Raw genomic sequence first — 18,296 nt, 5'->3', positions numbered from 1 at the left:
AAAAACGCGCTGTCCGTCTTGCCCGAGCGATACTGGAATTTCCCCACCTGCCACCGAAAGGGATGGCGTTTTCTTTGTTTCCATCGCCTGCGGTGCGACGCTTCGATCACCAAACAAGAGGTCGAAATGAGCAGTTCTGCTGGTAAACAAACGATTCCGGTGCTGGATTTTTCCCGCTATGAAGCCGATCCGGCATCTCGCAAAGAATTCATCGAGGGACTGCGGCGCGCTGCACGGGATGTTGGCTTTTTTTACCTGACCGGACATGGCATCGCACAATCGCTGATTGACGATGTGCTTGGCACGTCACGACGTTTCTTTGCCTTGCCGGACAAGGACAAGCTCCAGATAGAGATGGTCAACTCGCCGCATTTCCGCGGCTACAACCGGATTGGACAGGAACTGACGAAAGGCCAGAGGGACTGGCGCGAGCAGGTCGACATCGGCTCGGAGGCACCGGCGCTGCCGCGCAATGCCTCGTTGCCGGCCTGGACGCGCCTGCAGGGACCAAACCAATGGCCGACCGCCTTGCCCGAGCTGAAGCCGCTTCTGCTGGAGTGGCAGGATCGCCTCACCGATCTTTCGACGCGCCTGCTGAAAGCCTTTGCCATTGTCCTGGAGCAGGATGAGGGTGCTTTCGAAGCCATCTATGCCGGCACGCCGAACCACCTCATCAAGATCATCCGCTATCCCGGCCGTGACGCGACCGAAAGCGAGCAAGGCGTCGGTGCGCACAAGGACAGCGGCTTCCTGACGCTCCTGCTGCAGGAAAGGCAGAAGGGGCTGCAGGTCGAAAGCGCCGATGGCGATTGGATTGACGCCGAGCCGCGCGCCGGCACCTTTGTCGTCAACATCGGCGAACTGCTGGAAATGGCGACCGATGGCTACCTGAAGGCCACCGTGCACCGGGTCGTAACGCCGCCAGCCGGCACCGACCGGCTGTCGGTCGCCTTCTTCCTCGGCGCTCCGTTCGATGCCGAGATTCCGCTCCTGGATTTGGCGCCGCACCTGAAGGCGCAGGCGAACGGGGTCACCCGCGATCCGCAGAATCCGCTCTACCGCAATTCCGGGCAAAACGCGCTGAAGAGCCGGTTGCGTTCGCATCCCGACGTCGCGCGGCGCCATCACGCCGATCTGCTGGCCGTCCAGGCACGCGCCGAAGCTGTCCCGGTCGCTTGACCGCCACAACCATCAGGAAGGAACGATAAATGACCCTGGAAAATCTTTCTCCCGAGACCCTTGCCCTTCACGGCGGCTCCTGGCGCGCCGATCCCGCCACCGGCGCCGTTGCCGTACCTATTTACCAGACCACGTCTTACCAGTTCCAGGACACCGGCCATGCCGACCGGCTGTTCGCCCTCGATGAGATCGGCCATATCTACACGCGCGTCTCGAACCCGACGCAGGATGCGCTGGAGACCCGCATCGCGGCGCTGGAAGGGGGTGCTGCTGCCCTTCTTGTGTCCTCCGGCCAGGCGGCTTCAGCCTATTCGGTGCTGAACCTTGCCGGCGCCGGCGACAACATCGTCTCCGCCACCGATCTCTATGGCGGCACCTGGGCCCTTTTTGCCGCGACCCTGAAGCACCTGGGGGTGGAAGTACGGTTCGTCGATCCGTCCGACCCTGAGAATTTCCGCCGTGCCACCGATGCGCGGACACGCGCCTACTATGCGGAATCGCTGCCCAATCCGAAGCTGCAAGTCTTCCCGATCAAGGAAGTCGCTGACATCGGCCGGTCGCTCGGCGTGCCGTTGATCGTCGACAACACCGCGGCACCGCTGAGCATCAGGCCGTTCGACCATGGCGCGGCTGTCGTGGTCTATTCGGCGACGAAATACATTGGCGGCCACGGAACCTCGATCGGCGGCATCGTCATCGATGGCGGCAACTTCCCATGGGAAGACCATGCCGAACGCTTCCCGACGCTGAACCAGCCCGATCCAAGCTATCACGGCAAGGTTTGGGTCGAGGCGGCCAAAGCGCTTGGACCGGTGGCGTATGTACTGCGCATCCGCACCGTGCTTCTGCGCGACGTCGGTGCCGCGATCAGCCCGTTCAATGCCTTCCAGCTGCTGCAGGGCCTGGAGACGCTGCCCTTGCGCCTCCGTCAACACAATGAGAACGCCATCAAGGTGGCGGAGTTTCTGCGCGGTCATCCAAAGGTAAGCAACGTCATCTTCCCACGCTACCAAAGCGGCGAGAGCAAGCGCCGGGCCGACGCCTATTTCCGTCAGGGCAGCTACGGCGCGCTGGTCGGGTTCGAACTCAAGGATGGCCGCGAGGCTGGACGTTCCTTCATCAACGGGTTGAAGCTGCTCTATCACGTCGCCAACATCGGCGATGCGCGCTCGCTGGCTATCCATCCATCGACCACGACCCACTCGCAGCTTTCGCCGGAAGAGCAGCTCGCGACCGGCGTGACGCCCGGTTATGTCAGGCTTTCCGTCGGCATCGAGCATCCTGACGACATCATTCGCGATCTTGAACAGGCGCTCGATCAGGCCGTCGGCGATCGCGAATTGAAGGCCGCCTGAGGCATTTCTGCTGGCGAACAAATCGTCGGCTCCACATCGATCCGGTCACAGGAGGGTACAATGACTTCCAGCAGGAAAATCGGGGCAACATCGAAGATCTCGCGGCGCGGCGTGTTGCGCGCCGCCGGCACACTCGGTGTTGGCGCCGCGGCTGTGGCCCTGCTCGCCAGGCCGACCAGCTACGCCATAGCCGGCAATGCGACCAAGGTGCGGTTGTCATGGACCGAGTTCGCGGCCTGCCATTCGCCGATCGCCTTCGCCCTTTCGAAGGGCATCTATGCCAGGCATGATCTCGACATCGAACTCTACTATCAAGGTGCCAGCGGCCAGACGCTGATCCAGTCGATCGCCACCAACAAGACGGATGCCGGCGCCGGCTTGCTCTATGACTGGGTCAAGCCGCTGGAGCAGGGGCTGGACGTCAAGCTGTTCGTCGGCTCACATGGCGGCTGTACAAGGCTGCTGGCGTCCGAGGCCTCCGGCGTCACCACGCTCGAAGGTCTGAAGGGCAAGACCATCGTCTCCTATGACGTCGCCAGCCCGCCAAAGCACTCCTTCCAGGTTGCGCTGGCCAAGGCAGGCCTCGATCCCGAAAATGATGTGAACTGGCTCAACGTGCCGTTCGATCTGGTCGGCGAAACGGTTGGCAAGGGTCAGGCCGATGCGCTGGCGCATCTCGATCCGTGGGCCTATTCCCACAAGAAGAAGTTCGACCTTGTGGAAGTCGCCAACACGCAAACCGGCTCGTTCGAAGGTGCAGTCTGCTGTGTGCTTGGCGTCAATTCGGCTTTCCTGGATGCCAACAAGGATGCCATCCGGCGGTTGGCCGAGGCCGACATCGAGATCCACGAATATGCCGCGGCGCATCCAGATGAGGTGGCAAAGTGGTTCGTCGACAATCTCAACCCGGGTTTCCCCTTTGAAGATATCCGCGACGAGATTGCGTCATGGGTGTTGCACAACCATCCGGTCGGCAAGGATCTGCAGGATCAGGTGAAGCATGCGGCCGCTGATCTGTCGCTGATCAAGGTGCTCGATCCCACCACCGACCCGGCGGAACTCGCGCAGCGGGTGACGGTCGACATTCTGGCCTGACGGTTGCGGTGATGAGCGCAGCGATCGACGAGGACGCAGGCGAAAAGAGTGTTTCTTCCGCTTCTGCCGGGCCGGTGTGGAAGCACGGGCTCTATGCCGCCTCGGCTTGGCTGCTCGCTGCCATTGTCACGATTGCCTTCCCCGATGTCGTTCCGTGGGGTAGCCGCGATGTCTTCGTCGCCCTGCTGGTCGCCGGAGCGATGATCCTGGCCGGTCTTGCATTCAGCGTCGAAAAGCTTGGCGGATTTGGCCGCGGGCTGATGCACTACGGTCCATGGCTGATTGTGCTGGGCCTTTGGTTCGCGGTCTGGGAGTTGATCACCGCCAAGCTCGGCTGGATGCCGAAACCATTCTTCACGCCGCCGCACGGCCTCCTGCATGTCTATATCGTCGACTGGCAACGCATCCTCATCTGCATCGCTTACACCGCGCGGCTGTGGACCATCGGCTTCTTCAGCGGCATCATTGTCGGCTTCATCGGCGGCGTGGCGCTAGGCTGGTCCAAAAACTTCGCCTATTGGGGCATGCCGGTGCTGAAGCTGATCGGCCCCGTGCCGGCGAGCGCCTGGATCCCGGCAACCTTCTTCCTGTTCCCGACGACGTTCCAGGCGAGCCTGTTCCTGGTCGCGCTTGCATCCGGCATACCGGTCGCGATCCTGACCGCGTCGGGCGTCAACTCGGTCAACCGCTCCTTCTACGACGTGGCGCGTACGCTTGGCGCCAGCAGCCGCTATCTGGTTCTTCGCGTGGCGATACCGGCCGCTCTGCCGCATGTCTTCGTCGGCCTGTTCATGGGGCTGTATTATTCCTTTGCCGTGCTGGTGGTCGCCGAAATGCTCGGCGCGAAATACGGTCTGGGCTGGTATCTGCAGTTCCAGACGGCCTATTCGGCCTACGCCAACGTCTACGCGATGCTGATCGTCATGGCATTGCTCTGCTCGGGTCTGGTCAAGCTGCTGTTCGTCGCGCGCGACCGGCTGCTCGGTTGGCAGAAGGGTGTCGTACAATGGTAGCCTTCGGCACCACTCGCGTCGCGGTCGATAACTCTGCCGGTCTTTCCGTCGACTTTCACGGCGTCTCGCATCAGTACGATCTGGATGGGCAACCCTTGCCGGTGCTGCGCCAGATCGACCTGGCCGTGGCGCCAGGCGAGTTCGTGGCGCTGCTCGGTCCGTCCGGCTGCGGCAAGTCGACCCTGCTGCGGCTGGCGGCAGGGCTGGAACGGCCAAGCAGCGGTGAGGTGCTGGCAAACGGGACAATCGTCGCCAGACCGGATCCGTCGCGCGTCCTGGTGTTTCAGGACCCGACGCTGTTTCCGTGGCGGACCGTTCGCGACAATGTCGCCATCGGGCCGGAAGCGCGCGGCGTCCTGCCTGGCAGTCAGAAGCGGATCGATGGTGCGCTTCGCCTGGTCAAGCTCGAGGCTTTCGCCTCCGCCTTTCCGCACCAGCTGTCCGGCGGCATGGCGCAACGCGCCGCGCTGGCGCGTGCCCTGATCAATGACCCGCGCCTGCTGTTGCTCGATGAGCCGCTGGGCCGGCTGGACTCACTCACCCGGCTGACCATGCAGGAGGAGCTTTTGGCGCTCTGGCGGCAGGCCGAATACACGGTCATTCTGGTCACCCACGATGTCGAAGAGGCGCTGCTGTTGTCCGGGCGCGTCATCGTGCTGACCGAGCGCCCGGCACGCATCAAGGCCGAGGTCGCGGTCGATCTGCCCTACCCCCGGCGGCGTGACGATCCGCGCATCGTAACCCAACGCCAGCACATCCTCGAGATTCTCGGGTTCTCGGCATGACCGAAAATACGTCGGCATCGGTCAGAAAACTGTTTTCGCCGCGCTGGCTGGAAGCGGCGGGAATTGTCCTGACGCTCATTGCTCTCGTCTGGTGGGCGATCGTCTACGCACAGGTCATGTCGAACACCGGATTTCCAATCGAGCGCACCCTGCCATGTCTGCTGCAGACGTCTGACCGCTGCTCGCTTGCCATGTCGTTGTGCAAGACTTGGCATTTCCTCGGCATCCGGCGCTATTCGCCCGAACTGTTGTGGGCCGGAGCGATCATTTCCAGCTTCGCGCTTCTGTGGGGGAACTCCATGCAAAATCCAAAGCAGAAAAAAGAAGGAACCTGACCATGCCCAGAATTGTGCCGGTGCTCGATCTGAGCCGTCTCGAACAAGGTGCCTCCGAATATCGTACCTTTCTCCTGGACCTGCGCACGGCGGCGCGAGACGTTGGCTTCTTCTATCTCAGCGGCCACGGAATTTCCGCCTCGGAGATCGACGACGTGCTCGATGCCTCGCGCCGGTTCTTCGCGCTGCCGGAGGCCGACAAGCTGGCGATCGAAATGGTCAAATCCCAGCAGTTCCGGGGCTACACCCGCGCCGGTGGCGAACTGACCAGGGGCGCGGCCGATTGGCGTGAGCAACTCGATTTAGGCGTCGAGCGCCAGCCCATAGCGCAGGGACCTGGAATTGCACCATGGACAAGGTTGCAGGGACCGAACCAGTGGCCGTCTGCATTGCCGGAGCTCAAGCCGGCACTGCTTGCATGGCAGGCCAAGGCGACCGCGGTGGCGATTCGGCTGTTGAAAGCTTTCGCACTATCGCTCGATCAGCCCGAGGACGCCTTCGACGCGATCTACCGGGACTCGCCCAATCATCGGATGAAGATCGTGCGTTATCCCGGCCGTGACGCGACCGAAGGCGACCAGGGCGTTGGCGCGCACAAGGATGGCGGCTTCCTGACCCTGCTGCTGCAGGACGACAACAAGGGGCTGCAGGTCGAATATGACGGAAGCTGGGTGAATGTGGATCCGCTGGCGGGAACGCTGGTCGTCAACATCGGCGAACTGCTCGAACTGGCATCGAATGGCTATCTGCGGGCCACCGTGCACCGCGTCGTGACGCCGCCTGCCGGCGTCGAGCGAATTTCCGTCCCGTTCTTCTTCAGCGCGCGGCTCGATGCGACCATCCCGCTTCTTGGCCTTTCCGAGGAACTGGCGGCGCAGGCGCGCGGACCGGCAAGCGATCCCGACAACCCGTTGTTCCGCGATGTCGGCACCAATGTGCTCAAAAGCCGGCTGCGTTCCCATCCGGACGTGGCACGCCGCCACTATGCCGATATTCTCGAGACCGGAATGGCGGGTTCGTGAGCTCAGCGGCGCACGAATTTTTGCCGTTTCACTTGTTTTTTGGAATGCCATTCGTCGCCAAGGCTTCGAAATAAGCCCAAAAAGGTAAAATCGTTCGGCGGTTTCCTCCCATTCCGCTGGACGGTGTTCCCCTCTGAAGGTTTTGACCTTCTATTGGCCGGGCCGTATTCGAGCCCGGCCATTTTTTGCCGCGCGATCTCCATCTTCAGCGGCGCGAACATATCCTTCGCATAAGCAATCCATTCGGGAACGGCGCGGTTCGCATTCGCCGCCAATGTGCATTTTCGAAGCAATCTGCTTTCCGGACAGGCAAAAAAATGGATTGCCGTTCCTTAGTATACAAAAATTATAGAGTTAACTTCGGGGCAGTCGAACAGAGCGGGGGACGTTCCGCGATCGGCTGACAACAATGAACCTCAGGAGTTGACTGACATGACGATTGCAACGCGGCTTGGCGCCGGTTGGAGGACGGCACTGGCGACGACGCTGGTGGTGGCGGCGGGATTGTTTTCGACCGCGACCTATGCGGGCCCGACGCTCGACAAGATCAAGGAGCGTGGCTCCATCAAGGTCGGTGTCGGCACGACACCCGGTTTCTTCTCGCCGGACAGCAACGGTCGCTGGCAAGGCTTCTTCGCCGACTATGGACGCGCCCTGGCGATCACTGTCTTTGGCGACCCGGACAACGTAGAGTTCACCAACTCTTCGCCGCAGCAGCGCCTGCCGGCGCTCCAGGCCGGTGAGTTCGACATTCTGCTGTCGGGCGTGACGGTAACGATCACGCGTGCCTTCCAGCTCGGCTTCCATTTCGGTCCGACGGTTTTCTACGACGGCCAGGGCATCCTTGTGCGCAAGGACCTCGGCGTCACCAAGGCTGCCGACCTGGACGGTGCCACGATCGGCGTTCAGAGCGGTACGACCGGCGAGTTGAACATCGCCGATTTCTTCCGCAAGACCGGCAAGAAGTTCACACCGGTGACGATCGAGGACACCGGCGAATTCATCAACGCGCTGGAGACAGGGCGCGTCGACGCCATCACGCAGGACTCGTCCGATCTCGTTGGCAAGCGGACCCAGCTGAAGAAGCCCGATGACTACATTATCCTGCCCGAGCGGCTGTCGAAGGAGCCGCTCGCACCGGCAATCGCCGGTGGCGACGACCGCTGGCTCGAAATCGTCAACTGGACGGTCAACGCAACCATCCAGGCCGAGGAATGGGGCATCACCAGCAAGAATGTCGACGAGTTCCTGAAATCGCCGGATCCGGCCATCCAGCGCTTTCTCGGCGTCGACCCGTCGCTCGCCCAGGCGATCGGCCTCGATCCGAAATGGGCCTATAATATCGTCAAGACTGTCGGCAATTACGGCGAAATCTATGACCGGAACCTGAAACCGCTCGGTTGGGAGCGCGGCTACAACAGCCTGTGGACCAACGGTGGTCTGCTGTACTCACCGCCGTTCCGCTGAGACCCTTCAGCCAATGTCATTGACGGACGAAACCGTGCCGGGTCCAGACGGACCCGGCATGTTACGCAAGTTGTCCAGGTGGTGGGGCGACTGGCCGCTGACCCAGATCGCGGTGATCGCGGCTGTCATCGCCCTGTTCTGGCTGCTCGGCCACAACACCGCCGCGACCATGGCGCGCATCGGCATCACGCCGGGGTTCGACTTCCTCGGCAGGCCGGCGAATTTCGAGATCGGCGAGGCGCCGATCGCCTTCAGGGCGGGCGACCCCTATGCGCGCGCGATCCTGGCCGGTCTTCTGAACACGCTGACGGTGGCAGCGCTTGGATGTCTGCTCGCCACGATCCTCGGCGTTGCTCTCGGTGTTGCCGGCCTCTCAGGCAATCTGTTGCTGGCCGCGCTCGTGCGCTGGTATGTCGAGATCGTCCGCAACACGCCGCTTCTGCTTCAGCTGTTCTTCTGGATTTCGCTGGCAAAATCGTTTCCCTCGCCACGCCAGGCGCTCTCGGTCTTCGGCAGTTTCTTCCTCACCAACCGGGGCGTGTTCGTTCCCGGGCTCGCCTTTCATGGTGTGTCGGCGCCGACGCTCTGGCTGCTTGTCGGCCTCGCCTTGGCCTATATGGCTTTCCTTTGGAGGGCGCGGCGCGAGGGCAGCTTGCCTGCCAGGCGGCTGGGCATCGCAACCGCGGGGCTGCTGGCTGGCGTTGTGCTGACCTTTCCTCTAACCGGAGCCGGTGCGAGCTGGGAGATACCGGCGCTGGCTGGCTTCAACATTCGCGGCGGCTACAATCTGACGCCGGAATTCACGGCACTGTTGACGGGCCTGGTGGTCAAGTCTTCGGCGGCAATCGCCGAGATCGTGCGAGCCGGCATCCAGTCGGTCGACCGTGGCCAATGGGAAGCGTCCCGGGCGCTTGGCCTGCACAGCGGCCAGATCATGCGGCTCGTCGTGCTGCCGCAGGCCTTGCGCGTCATCACGCCGCTGACAACGTCCAGCTACCTGGACCTGACCAAGGATTCCAGCCTTGCGGTTGCCATCGGCTACCCTGATCTCGTCAGCATCATCAACACCACCGCCAACACGACCGGGCAGTCGCTGGAAGCGCTGACACTGCTGATAGGCATCTATCTGGCGATCAACCTGTCCGTATCGGCCGCCATGAACCACTACAACCGGCGTGTCGCTCTCAGAGGAATTGCGAGGACATGAGCATCTCCGACGCTGTTTACCTACGACCGTGGCGATCGTCGGCAACGCTGCGGACGTTGAAGATCGGGCTTTTCGGCACCCCGCTCAATTCAGTCATCACCCTGGTTACGGTGGCGTTGCTGGGCTGGATCGTACCGCCACTGCTGCGCTGGGGCGTATTCGACGCGACATGGACCGGAACCTCAGCCGACTGTGCACTCGCCAACGGCGCATGCTGGGCGTTCGTGGGGGCGAAATTCCGCTTCATCCTGTTCGCCTTCTATCCGCCGGCGCTGCAATGGCGCCCGCTCGTCGTCATGGTGCTGCTGCTGGGGCTCCTCGTCATCACCGCTCAGCCGCGATTTTGGCGCAAGGGATTGCTCGTCGCCTGGCCTGTCGTCATCGTCGCCAGCTGGATCTTGATGTCCGGCACGCTGGTGCCTCCCGCCGTCCCATCGAACCAGTGGGGCGGGCTGGCCGTGACGCTGTTCGTATGGTCGGTCTGCTTCGGACTGGCGACGCCGCTGGCGATCCTGCTCGCCCTGGCGCGGCGTTCCGGCATGGGCGGCCTGCGCACGCTTGCGATCGCCTTTATCGAACTGATGCGTGGCACGCCGATGGTGGCCATCCTCTATGTGGCGATGCTCATCCTGCCAATGGCCATTCCGAATGGCCAGCTGATCGACAAGAATGTCCGGGCGATGATCATGATCACGCTGTTCTGGTCGGCCTATGTCGCCGAGGTCGTTCGTGCCGGCCTCCAGGCGATACCGGCGGGCCAGCACGAGGCCGCGACTGCGCTTGGCCTCGGCTATTGGCGTACGATGCAGCTCGTTGTCCTGCCGCAGGCGCTGCGTCTGGTCATTCCCGGCATGGTCAATCTGGCGATCGGCTTCCTGCTGGCGACATCGCTGCTTGCCGTCATCGGCATTTTCGACCTGCTCAATGCGGCCCGATCCTCGGCGGCCGATCCGCAGTGGCTCGGCTACTACGACGAGGCCTATCTGTTCGCTGCGCTGATCTATTTCGTGCTGTGCTTCGGCGGCTCACGCTACAGCCTCTGGCTGGAGACATATCTGCGCCGGTCGCAGCGACACTGAGCCCATAAAGCTCGCCGGCGGAGCGCTGTGCCATTTTGCGCTGGCGGCGGGGAAGCGAATGCTGCGGAAGCGCGTGGCGGGGGAACGCAATACCTTCCCCGTGCCTTGATGGAGGTCGATCCTCGTCGAGATTTGTTTAATCTCCAACGTCCGAGATATCCGCCACATGACACGAAAACAATTGCGCCTCGGCGCCTTCATGCGCCCCGTCAGTCTGCACACCGGCGCCTGGCGTTACCCGGGCGCCTATCCCGATGCCAATTTCAATTTCGCGCATCTGAAACGCTTCGCCCAGACGCTGGAGGCGGCGAAATTCGACGCGTTCTTCATGGCCGACCATCTGGCCGTTCTCAACATGCCGATCGAGGCGCTGCGGCGCAGCCACACTGTCACGTCGTTCGAGCCATTCACGCTGCTGTCGGCGCTCGCCGCCGTCACCGACCATATCGGGCTGGTCGCTACCGCATCGACGACGTTCGACGCGCCCTATCATGTTGCCCGCCGCTTCGCCTCGCTGGACCATATCAGCGGCGGACGCGCCGGCTGGAACATCGTCACCACGTCCAACCCTGACGCGGCGCTGAACTTCGGCCTCGACGAGCATGTCGAGCATGATGAGCGTTATCGGCGGGCACGGGAATTCTACGATGTCGTCACCGGCCTGTGGGACAGCTTCGCCGACGATGCATTCATCCGCGACGCCGAAAGCGGGCTCTATTTCGACCCCGCAAAGCTGCATGTGCTTGACCATAAGGGCGAGCATCTTTCGGTGCGCGGTCCGCTCAACATCTCGCGGCCTATCCAAGGCTGGCCGGTCATCGTCCAGGCCGGCGCCTCGGAGGCGGGGCGACAGCTGGCTGCCGAAACGGCGGAAGTCATTTTCGCCGCCCATGCCGATCTCGCCTCGGGGCAGCGTTTCTTCGCCGACGTCAAAGGCCGTGCGGAGAAACTTGGCCGCTCGCGCGACGACATCAAAATCCTGCCCGGTGCCTTTGTCGTGGTCGGCGACAGCGTCGAGGACGCGCAGGCCAAACGGGCTAAGCTCGACAGCCTCGTCTATTACGAGAGCGGCATCGCCTCGCTGTCGATCGCGATCGGACATGATGCGTCCGGTTTTGATCCCGACGCGCCCTTGCCCGAAATCCCCGAGACCAATGCCTCGAAGAGTGGCCGCGAGCGCGTCATCGAACTGGCGCGCGAGGAGAACCTGACCGTTAGGCAGCTTGCGCAAAGGCTGGGCGGCTATTCCGGGCTTGCTTTTGTCGGCACGCCTGAAACAATCGCCGACGAGATGGAGGAATGGCTGGTTGCCGAGGGCTCCGACGGGTTCAACATCATGTTTCCCTACCTGCCGGCAGGGCTCGATGATTTTGCCGAGAAAGTGGTGCCGGAATTGCAACGGCGAGGCATCTTCAGGCGGCAATATGAGGGGTCGACACTGCGCGAGAATCTCGGCCTGAAGCGGCCGCCCAACCGGTTTTTCGAGTAGAACATCCTTCGCGGAGAGGTCTCCATGTCAATCCAGTCCAACACCCGCATCGTGCTCGCGGCGCGACCGCAAGGCCGGCCGAAGCCGGATCATTTCCGCATCGAGACGGTTGACCTTGACCAGCCGGGAGAGGGCGAACTGCTGTTGCAGATCCTTTATCTGTCGCTCGATCCCTATATGCGCGGTCGTATGAACGCCACCAAATCCTATGCCAGGCCGGTCGATGTCGACGGTGTGATGGAGGGCGGCACCGTCGCGCGTGTGATGATCTCTCGCCATCCGGAATTTGCTGAAGGCGACATCGTCCTGTCCCACTCCGGATGGCAGAGTTTTGCATTGTCCGACGGTGTTGGGCTGCGCAAGCTCGATCCCGCGGCGGCGCCCATCACGACCGCACTGGGTGTGCTCGGAATGCCGGGCTTCACCGCCTATGCCGGTCTGCTCACCATCGGACAGCCGAAGCTTGGCGAAACGGTCGTCGTGGCGGCCGCCAGCGGTGCGGTCGGGTCGGCCGTCGGCCAGATCGCGCGCATCAAGGGAGCGCGTGCCGTCGGCATTGCCGGCGGTGCCGAAAAGTGCGCCTTCGTGCGAGACGAGCTGGGCTTTGACGCGGTCGTCGATCACCGGGCCGACGATTTTGCAGAGCAGTTGAAGGCAGCTTGCCCCGGCGGCATCGACATCTATTTCGAGAATGTCGGCGGTCCTGTCTGGGACGCGGTGTTTCCGCTGTTGAACGAGTTTGCGCGTGTGCCGGTCTGCGGGCTGATCGCGCAGTACAACGTCATCGCGGATGCCGGCACCGACCGGTTGCCGACATTGATGCAGCAAGTGCTGCACCGCAGCCTGACGATCAGGGGTTTCATCCAGCGCGAATTTGTCGACCAGCGCCCGGCCTTCTACCGCGAGATGGCCGACTGGATAGCATCCGGCCGGGTTCGATACAGGGAAGATATCGTGGATGGCATCGAAAATGCGCCACAGGCCTTTCTTGGCCTTCTCGAAGGCAGGAATTTCGGCAAGCTGATCGTGCGTATCGCGAAATAATTGTTGCGCAACGATCAGTCGGGGCTGCCTCGAGCAATTTCAGGAAAAGTGTGAAACGCTTTTCCGTCCGGAATTGCGTAAACAAGGAGTTAGAGCGGGTCGCCGTTTCCGTGAAACGGTGAACTGCTCTAGGCAATTTCTGCCGCAGCCGTGGCCGCGCCTTTCTGTTCACCACATCATGAAGGAGGCGACGTCCGCGTCCGAGACCTCGCCGGCGTTGACGTCGGCGATCGCCTGGTCGACGATCGCCACGCCCTCCGCCACTTCGTCTTCCGTCAGCGTCAGCGGTGGCATGAACTCCAGCACATTGGCCTTCAACCCGACATAGGTGAAGGCTGCACCCAGCTCATAGCCGCGATAGATGATCTTGGCCGTGGTCGCCGCCGCAACCGGCTCACGTGTCGTGCGGTCCTTGACCAGGTCGACGCCGATGGCAAGGCCGCGCCCGCGCACATCACCGATGATCTCATGCCTGGCGGCAAGGGCTCGCAGCGCGTCGGAAAACAGCATGCCGATCCGCGCCGAGCGCTCGACCAGGCCGTCCGTCTCGATCGTCTTCAGCACCGCGTTGCCGGCCGATGTCGCCACCGGATTGCCGGCGGTTGTCTGCAGCGCGAAGGCCGGCGCATGGTCCATGATCTCCTTAGGGCCGATCACGGCGGACAACGGCAAGCCACCGCCGATGCCTTTGCCGAAGACGACGAGGTCCGGCGTCAGTCCTTCATGCTGGAAGCAGTGCATCATGCCGCTGCGAGCGAGCCCGACCTTGACCTCGTCGACGACAATCTTGATGTCGTGCCTGCGGCAACGCTCCTGCAATGCCTTGAGAAAGCCAGGCGGTGGCACGATCAGCCCGCCATCCGACATCAACGGCTCGATGAACACCGCCGCGACCTGATGCGGCGGGCAGGTGGTCTCGAACTGGTAGTCGAGCAGGGCAAGCACGTCCTCGCTGCTGAAATTCGGGCGGTACGGATCGGGATAGGGCAGCAGAAGCACGCCCGGCCGGGGTAGCGTGTGGGTCATGGCGGTATGGCCGCTGATGCCCATCGAGCCGGAGAGATTTCCGTGATAGGAGCCGATGAACGAGATGAAGCGCGAACGGCCGGTGGCCGCCTGCAGCACGCGCACCGCGCAGTCGTTGGCATCCGACCCGGAATGGCCGAACCAGACGCGCCGTTCGCCTTCTCCGGGCGTAATCGCCAGCAGCCGCTCCGCCAGCGATACGGCGGGCTCGTTCGGGTAGAGCAGCAGGCTGGCGCCGGCCATGTCGCGGATCGACGTCTCGACCGCTTCGACGATGGCCGGATGGCCGTAGCCGAGCACCGCCGGACCGGCCGATCCCGACAGGTCGAGCAAGGAGCGGCCGTCTTCCTCGATCAGCCGGTTGCCCCGGCCGCCGATGACGCTGAGCGGCGAGAAACGCAGCTTGCCGATCTGGGCGATGGTCGCGGCGTCACGTTCGCGCAAGCTGAGATTGCTCACGACACTTTCTCCGCCTTCTGTGCCGGCAGTGCCGCCGCCAGCCGGTCCGCCCATTCCTCGATGCCGCGCCGTGTCGACAAAAGGTCCTGCCGGATCTCGATGAGGACGGCGGCGATGCCGCGATCGTCGCCATGGATGGGCACGGCGTAGTCGGCGTCGCGGCTGATCACATAGGGCACGTTGGCCGCGACATTGAGCGCCGCGTCGGTGCGCAGGCCCGAAAGGATCGCTTCGGCGAGACCGCTTGCATGGTCATGCAGCACGCCGGCATGCCAGGGCCTGCTGACACCGAGGAAGACCGGCGTGAAGGAATGGATCGTCACGATCCGGGTCTGCCGGCCTGCCTGTGCCCGGCCATCGAGATGGGCGGTCACCCGGTCATGAAACGGCGAAAAGATGATCTCGGCACGCCGGGTCCGCTCCGTCGCGTCGATGCCGACATTGCCGGGAATGCCGGTATCTTCCGACAGCACCGGAATGCTGCCCTGGGTATTGAGCGGCCGGTTGAGGTCGATCAGCAGCCGGGAGTAGCCGCTGAGGAAAGCTGGTGAATCGAGCTTCGCGGACAGCAGGCGGGTCACCTCGGCGGCGCCGATATCCCAGGCGATGTGGCGCTGCAGATGATTGGCATCGAGGCCGAGCTGTCGATACTCGGCCGGCATGTGGTTGGAGGCATGCTCGCACAACAGCACGATATCGGAGCGGCCGTGCTCGTTGAGGACCTCGACGGCCTCCGGCCAATCTTTTTCGGTCCGTGCGGTCATCAATAGAGCGTCCGGTAGAGATCGCAGATGGAGGCCGGATCGAGACCGGCAAGACGCTCGACTTCATGTCGTTTGAGGCCGACGAAGGTTTCGATGAAGACAGGCGCGAACCATCCCGTCACGGTGCCGTCGGCCAGCAGAGCGTCTAGCGCCGCCGGCAGGGTTTCGGGCAGGCGCACCAGACCGAGACTTGCGCGCTCCGCCTCGCTCATCAGCGTCGGGTCGCCGGTGACCAGCGGCGGCGACGGCAAGTCCGCCTTCAGTCCTTCCAGCCCGGCGCGGATGATCGCTGCCAGCGACAGATAGGGATTGCCGGTGGCGTCCGCCGCCCGGTACTCGATATTGTACTGCCGCGCCGGATCGCGTCCGCCCATCGTCACAGTCGGGCAGATGCGCAGCGACGCCTCGCGGTCGCGGTCGGCAAGCCAGGTGTAGGACGAACTCCAGCTGTGCGGCTTCAGCCGGTAGAAGGACGACACGCTCGACGCCGTCATCGCGGTCATTCCAGGCAGATGGCGCAGCACGCCGGCACAGAAGGCGCCGGCTTTGGCGGAAAGACCTCCGGGCTGCGTTGGATCGTATGTCACCGGCTTGCCGGCCTCGTCGACGAAGCTGAAATGGATGTGGACGCCGTTGCCGACGGCAGTTGGCGCTGTCTTGGGCGCGAAGCTCGCACGCCAGCCGGCATTGCGCGCCAGTTCGCGCGTGATTTCGCGGATGGCGACGGCGCGGTCGGCTGCCGTCAGCGCGTCCGCCGGCTCGTGCGTCACCTCGAACTGCTCGTCGCCGAATTCGGCGATGACCACTTCGGGTGCGACGCCGGCCTCCTCCAGCGCCGCCATCAGGTTGGGCGCGAAGGGGTCGGTTCGCCTGAGCGCGGCGAAAGACATCGAATGCGCCGGCGCGAAGCCGCCGTCGGCGACGTTGAATTCATGCTCGAAGGCGGCGATGACCGACAGGCCGGTCGCGGCTTTCAAATCGGCCGACGCCTCTTTGAGCATCGTGCGGGTGCAGCCGAGCCATGGGCTGCCGTCGAGCTCGACGATGTCGCCGGCGACCATGTCGAACGGCGTCGCCGATCCGGTGCGTGTCGTGCGAAAGCGCGCCTTGAGATCGGGGATCAGCCGCAGGTCGCCCGACGAGCCCCAGGGGTTGGGATCGACGATCGAGTTGAACGGCGTCAGCGACAGATTGGCCTGCAGCCAGCCGACCCCGGTCGTGGCGGTCTTCTGCAACTTGCTTTCGGCAACGAAACGGCCCCGCGTGACGGCGGAGAGATCCGTGGTGACGACGGCAACCAGAGGCTCGACGGTCGATGTCATGCCGGTTTTCCCAAAGCGTTGAAGCGGTCGACGACCGTGTCGGTGTCGGCCACCCAGCAGTAGCCGCCGAAGGCCTTGAGCGCGATGTCGTGGCGTTCCTGGGTGATGGTGGCGCAAGCATCCGATACGCAGGTGACGAGATAGCCGCGGTCGGCGCCGTCGCGCACCGCCATGTCGACGCATTGATCGGTCAGCACGCCGACCACGACGAGATAGCGGATGCCGAGGTTCTTGAGGAGATAGTCGACATTGGTCGAATTGAAGATGCCCGACGACGTCTTCGGCAGCATGATCTCGTCGCCAACCGGCGCCAGCGATGCCACCGGCAGTCCCTCGGGGAGGCTGGGTGCAATATGGATCGGCGTCAGCTTGTGGTCGAGCGAGCGGTCGCGGCCGTCTTCGGTCAGGCTCTGGATGATGGTGTGCAGCACCTCGACGCCATTGGCCCGCGCCGCGGCCAGCAGGCGCTCCTGGTTGGGGATCGTCCGCGAGGATGTCTGCCGGTAGAAATAGTGATCGGGGCCACGCTCCGGATGCGACGGATCGGCGCCCGGCTCCAGCCAGATGCGCTGCATGTCGACGAGCAGCAGTGCCGTTTCGCCGGCACGGAAGGCTTCGTCTCGTTTGGGTAGGGCCTGGGTCATGCTTTGTCGTCCTGCTTTGCTGATTTGGGTCCCGGCGTCTTGCGGGGTCCGGGTATCTTGCGCGCGCCGTTCTCTTGCGGGTCGCTGTCGAGCGTCACGGCATTGGCATGTCGCACGCTTTCGAGCCGCTCGATGCGGGCGCGGGCCTCGTCGCCCAGCGTCGAAACGATATGGGCGACCAGCGCCTCCATCTGGGCGATCGCCGGCGCCAGCGTGTCGTAGGGCGAGGCGACTTCGAGCGGGCTGACGATGGTGACTTCGGCGAGATCTGATATCGGCGACAGCCATTGGTCGGTGAACAGGACGATGCGCACATTGAGCGCCGCCGCTTGGCTCGCATAGGCCATCACATCAAGCTGATAGCGGCGATAGTCGAACACGACGAGCACGTCGCGGCGGTCGAGGTCGGCGAGCGTGTCGAAGGTCTGCGGGGAGAGCACACCAAGATCGCGAACCCCGGAGCGAAACTGCACGAGATAGCCGGCCAGCATGCCGGCGATGTGGCGGCTGAACCGGCCGCCAACCAGCACGACCTCGCCCTTGACCTCCATCAGCAGGCGGGCCGCCCGTTCGTATGTCTGGATGGGTGTCGCGGCGGTGGCTTTCTGCAAGGCCGTGGTGACGCTATCAAGATAGGCCAGCACGGCGCTGTCGTTGGAACCGCTCTGCCGCTTGGCCTCCATCATCAGCAGCGGCGAGTGCAGTCTTGCCTCGACTTCGGCCAGAAGCTTCGCCTGGAAATCCGGAAACCCTTCATAGCCGAGTTTTACGACCAGCCTCACCACGGTCGGATCGCTGACGCCAGCGCGCCGCGCAAGCGACGAAGCGGTGCCGAGGCCGGAGGTCGGATAGTCCGTCAACAGCAGCCGGACGATCTTCTCTTCCGACGGCGTCAGCGCAAGATCCCCGCGCATCAGAACATCGCGTATCGCCATGGGCCTCCCCGAAATCCATGTTCTCTTGTTTTGTCGAGTTTATTACAGAGATTTAAATCTTGGTCAACAATGAAGA

18 protein-coding genes are annotated in these 18,296 nt (G+C 63.2%); 12 read left to right on the top strand and 6 right to left on the bottom strand.

Annotated elements, in window-relative coordinates; genetic code table 11:
* Positions 1-126 precede the first annotated feature (126 nt).
* From NKI69_RS19435 to NKI69_RS19405, 7 genes are read left to right on the top strand one after another with little or no spacing between them, the layout of a single operon-like run.
* A complete protein-coding gene (locus tag NKI69_RS19435; RefSeq protein ID WP_023809079.1) occupies positions 127-1,179 on the top strand; it encodes an isopenicillin N synthase family dioxygenase in 1,053 nt (350 codons plus the stop codon).
* A 29-nt stretch (positions 1,180-1,208) separates the two neighbouring features.
* Positions 1,209-2,534, top strand: a complete 1,326-nt coding sequence (locus tag NKI69_RS19430; RefSeq protein WP_023809078.1) for an O-acetylhomoserine aminocarboxypropyltransferase/cysteine synthase family protein — start codon at positions 1,209-1,211, stop codon at positions 2,532-2,534.
* 60 nt (positions 2,535-2,594) lie between these two features.
* Positions 2,595-3,629 carry an ABC transporter substrate-binding protein gene (locus NKI69_RS19425; protein WP_023809077.1) on the top strand — a complete coding sequence of 345 codons (1,035 nt, stop codon included), beginning with the start codon at positions 2,595-2,597 and terminating at the stop codon, positions 3,627-3,629.
* 11 nt (positions 3,630-3,640) lie between these two features.
* Positions 3,641-4,642 (top strand): ABC transporter permease, encoded by a 1,002-nt coding sequence (locus NKI69_RS19420; protein WP_128302599.1) that lies wholly within the window; start codon positions 3,641-3,643, stop codon positions 4,640-4,642.
* On the top strand, positions 4,636-5,427 hold the full coding sequence (locus NKI69_RS19415; RefSeq protein ID WP_352722378.1) for an ABC transporter ATP-binding protein: 792 nt from the start codon (positions 4,636-4,638) through the stop codon (positions 5,425-5,427). Before NKI69_RS19420 ends, NKI69_RS19415 begins: the two co-directional genes overlap by 7 nt.
* Positions 5,424-5,762 carry a hypothetical protein gene (locus tag NKI69_RS19410; RefSeq protein ID WP_352722377.1) on the top strand — a complete coding sequence of 113 codons (339 nt, stop codon included), beginning with the start codon at positions 5,424-5,426 and terminating at the stop codon, positions 5,760-5,762. Before NKI69_RS19415 ends, NKI69_RS19410 begins: the two co-directional genes overlap by 4 nt.
* Positions 5,763-5,764: 2 nt before the next feature.
* Entirely contained in the window at positions 5,765-6,784 is a 1,020-nt protein-coding gene (locus NKI69_RS19405) for an isopenicillin N synthase family dioxygenase (RefSeq protein ID WP_352722376.1), read from the top strand.
* Between the two features lie 2 nt (positions 6,785-6,786).
* Here NKI69_RS19405 and NKI69_RS19400 read toward each other — a convergent pair whose 3' ends face one another.
* Positions 6,787-7,059: a hypothetical protein gene (locus NKI69_RS19400; protein WP_352722375.1), complete on the bottom strand. Its 273-nt coding sequence runs from the start codon at positions 7,057-7,059 to the stop codon at positions 6,787-6,789.
* A gap of 157 nt (positions 7,060-7,216) precedes the next feature.
* Here NKI69_RS19400 and NKI69_RS19395 point away from each other — a divergent pair, with 157 nt between their 5' ends.
* The 5 genes from NKI69_RS19395 to curA all read left to right on the top strand — a co-directional run bounded on the left by NKI69_RS19395 (position 7,217) and on the right by curA (position 13,070).
* Positions 7,217-8,251: an amino acid ABC transporter substrate-binding protein gene (locus NKI69_RS19395; protein ID WP_352722374.1), complete on the top strand. Its 1,035-nt coding sequence runs from the start codon at positions 7,217-7,219 to the stop codon at positions 8,249-8,251.
* A 58-nt stretch (positions 8,252-8,309) separates the two neighbouring features.
* Positions 8,310-9,458, top strand: a complete 1,149-nt coding sequence (locus tag NKI69_RS19390) for an amino acid ABC transporter permease (protein ID WP_352722373.1) — start codon at positions 8,310-8,312, stop codon at positions 9,456-9,458.
* A complete protein-coding gene (locus NKI69_RS19385; protein WP_352675945.1) occupies positions 9,455-10,537 on the top strand; it encodes an amino acid ABC transporter permease in 1,083 nt (360 codons plus the stop codon). Before NKI69_RS19390 ends, NKI69_RS19385 begins: the two co-directional genes overlap by 4 nt.
* A 166-nt stretch (positions 10,538-10,703) precedes the next feature.
* A complete protein-coding gene (locus tag NKI69_RS19380; RefSeq protein ID WP_352722372.1) occupies positions 10,704-12,026 on the top strand; it encodes an LLM class flavin-dependent oxidoreductase in 1,323 nt (440 codons plus the stop codon).
* Positions 12,027-12,050: 24 nt separating this feature from the next.
* Positions 12,051-13,070 (top strand): NADPH-dependent curcumin/dihydrocurcumin reductase, encoded by a 1,020-nt coding sequence (gene curA, locus NKI69_RS19375; RefSeq protein ID WP_352722371.1) that lies wholly within the window; start codon positions 12,051-12,053, stop codon positions 13,068-13,070.
* A 168-nt stretch (positions 13,071-13,238) separates the two neighbouring features.
* Here the strand turns inward: curA and NKI69_RS19370 are convergent, their stop codons facing one another.
* From NKI69_RS19370 to NKI69_RS19350, 5 genes are read right to left on the bottom strand one after another with little or no spacing between them, the layout of a single operon-like run.
* Positions 13,239-14,555, bottom strand: a complete 1,317-nt coding sequence (locus NKI69_RS19370) for an aspartate aminotransferase family protein (RefSeq protein ID WP_352553648.1) — start codon at positions 14,553-14,555, stop codon at positions 13,239-13,241.
* Positions 14,552-15,319 (bottom strand): N-formylglutamate amidohydrolase, encoded by a 768-nt coding sequence (locus NKI69_RS19365; RefSeq protein ID WP_352722370.1) that lies wholly within the window; start codon positions 15,317-15,319, stop codon positions 14,552-14,554. Before NKI69_RS19365 ends, NKI69_RS19370 begins: the two co-directional genes overlap by 4 nt.
* Positions 15,319-16,641 (bottom strand): type I glutamate--ammonia ligase, encoded by a 1,323-nt coding sequence (locus NKI69_RS19360; RefSeq protein ID WP_352722369.1) that lies wholly within the window; start codon positions 16,639-16,641, stop codon positions 15,319-15,321. Before NKI69_RS19360 ends, NKI69_RS19365 begins: the two co-directional genes overlap by 1 nt.
* A complete protein-coding gene (locus NKI69_RS19355) occupies positions 16,638-17,285 on the bottom strand; it encodes a cysteine hydrolase family protein (protein WP_023809063.1) in 648 nt (215 codons plus the stop codon). The genes NKI69_RS19360 and NKI69_RS19355 overlap by 4 nt, the downstream gene beginning before the upstream one ends.
* Positions 17,282-18,220 (bottom strand): MurR/RpiR family transcriptional regulator, encoded by a 939-nt coding sequence (locus NKI69_RS19350; RefSeq protein WP_352722368.1) that lies wholly within the window; start codon positions 18,218-18,220, stop codon positions 17,282-17,284. The genes NKI69_RS19355 and NKI69_RS19350 overlap by 4 nt, the downstream gene beginning before the upstream one ends.
* Between the last annotated feature and the right edge of the window lie 76 nt (positions 18,221-18,296).

This window comes from Mesorhizobium sp. M0491 (genome assembly GCF_040321265.1).
Classification (GTDB): domain Bacteria; phylum Pseudomonadota; class Alphaproteobacteria; order Rhizobiales; family Rhizobiaceae; genus Mesorhizobium.
Note: the sequence above shows the minus strand (reverse complement) of the source record. Positions and strands in the feature narration are given on the sequence as shown.